Raw genomic sequence first — 1643 nt, 5'->3', positions numbered from 1 at the left:
CTTGAGGGCGTGGTCGCGGGAGCGTTCGCCGATCGCCGCCGAGTAGGTCAGGCCGAGGGCGGTGGCCTTGGAGATGCGCCAGTCGAGCCCTGCCTCGGCGGTGAGGGCGTCGCGATCGATCCTGGCTGCGAAGACCGTGGCCGGCGTGGTGCCGGCGACGAAGGCGGTGCGGGCCTGCGGGGTGAGCTCGCCAAAGCCGTGGCGCCAGCCGAGCATGGCCCGGGCGAACAGCGGCATCGCCCCGAGCTGTGCCTCGGCCCTTAAGCCCAGCGTGGTGAAGCCGAGCGTCTGGTCGGAAGAGAGCACACGCAAGGCCGCCGCGCCGCCACGCTCGGTGCCGGCATCCGTGCTGACGCGGATCAGGGCGAGTTGCGCGAAGGGCTCGAGCGCAAAGCCCTGGAAGGCGAAGCCGTAGCCGAGCTCGGCAAAGCCCTGCGTCACCGAGCCCGGACGCTGCAGCCGCAGCAGGTCGCCGAAGCCGCGGATCTGAACCTGGCGGCGGATGTCGCTCTCGGACCATGTGTAGGCCGCGCCGGCATCGAGCCTGAGCTGGCCGAAGCGGGCGCCGGCATAAAGCGCGGCATGGCCGCTCTCGAGCTTGCCGGTCGAGAGGCGGGCATCGAGATCGAAGCGCGACTGGCTGTAACCGCCGGCGACGCCGACTTTCAGCGACGAGCCGGGCGCCTCGTAGAGCATCAGATCGGCGCCGAGCAGGGCGCCACCGCTGCGGCGGCTCAGGCTCGCGGCATTGCCATCGCCGTCGGTATTGCCGGTGCTGCCGAAGGCGGTGCCCCAGAGCGCATAACGCGGCTGCGGGATCGGAGCAGCCATCACGACCCCGCCCTTGCGGCCGGGCAGATCAGCAGTGAAGGCGCCTGCAACCTGCTGGCCGGGCTGCGTCAGCAGCGGCCCACGCAGATGGCCCAGAATGGTGTCACGCACCAGCCGGCTCTCGTCGATCATCACGCTGACGCCTTGCGCATGCGCTTCGCCCGAGAGCAGGTCGAAGCCGGCGCGCGCCTCGGCCGCCGTCGCCGAGATCAGCGCGTCATAGACCGGATTGCCGACCCCAAGCCGCTCGGCAGCGATCGCGATGAAGCCCTGGTTGCGCGTCTGCGCGATATAGCTGCGGCCTGAACCGTCCGGTCCGAACGCGGCATCGTTGCGGGTCATCGTCAGTGTGACGCTGGTGCCGCCATAGCTCAGCGACGGATCGAGGAAGGCGAGGTTCGAGGTAACGGTACCAAAGGCACCGGCCACGCCGCCACTCGCAGTCAGGATCGTGTAGTTCGTGCTTGCCGCATAGTTGCCGTTTTCGGCCAGCACCTGCACCGTCCCGCCGGAGATTGTCGCCGAGCCGGACACCAGGATCTTGTCGTTGTTGCCAGCGGCATTGACCTCGACTTCATAGGTCGAGCCTGCGGCGAAGGTGATGTCTCCGGCGACGGTGATTGTTCCGATCGAGTTGCCTGGCGCGATCGTGGCGCCTGCCTGGATCGTGGTCGAGCCGACGGTGCCGCTGCCCTGCAGCCGGGCGCCGGCCTCGACCTCGAGCCCACCGCCGAGTGAACCGTTGACGATGAGCGTGCCGGCGGAGACGGTGGTCGCGCCGGAGAAGCCGGAGCTGTCGCCGGTCAGTTCGA

General features: G+C 69.3%; 1 protein-coding gene. It reads right to left on the bottom strand.

Annotation, left to right across the window (positions count from 1 at the left end; all coding sequences use genetic code 11):
• Positions 1-1643 (bottom strand): autotransporter family protein (locus tag AC1DS0_RS30765; protein WP_476817993.1); only part of this gene is annotated, 1643 nt, incomplete at both ends.

The organism is Allobosea sp. P4_H5, assembly GCF_056400825.1.
The sequence above is the reverse complement of the archived record's forward strand: the minus strand, read 5'-3'. Positions and strand labels throughout refer to the sequence as shown.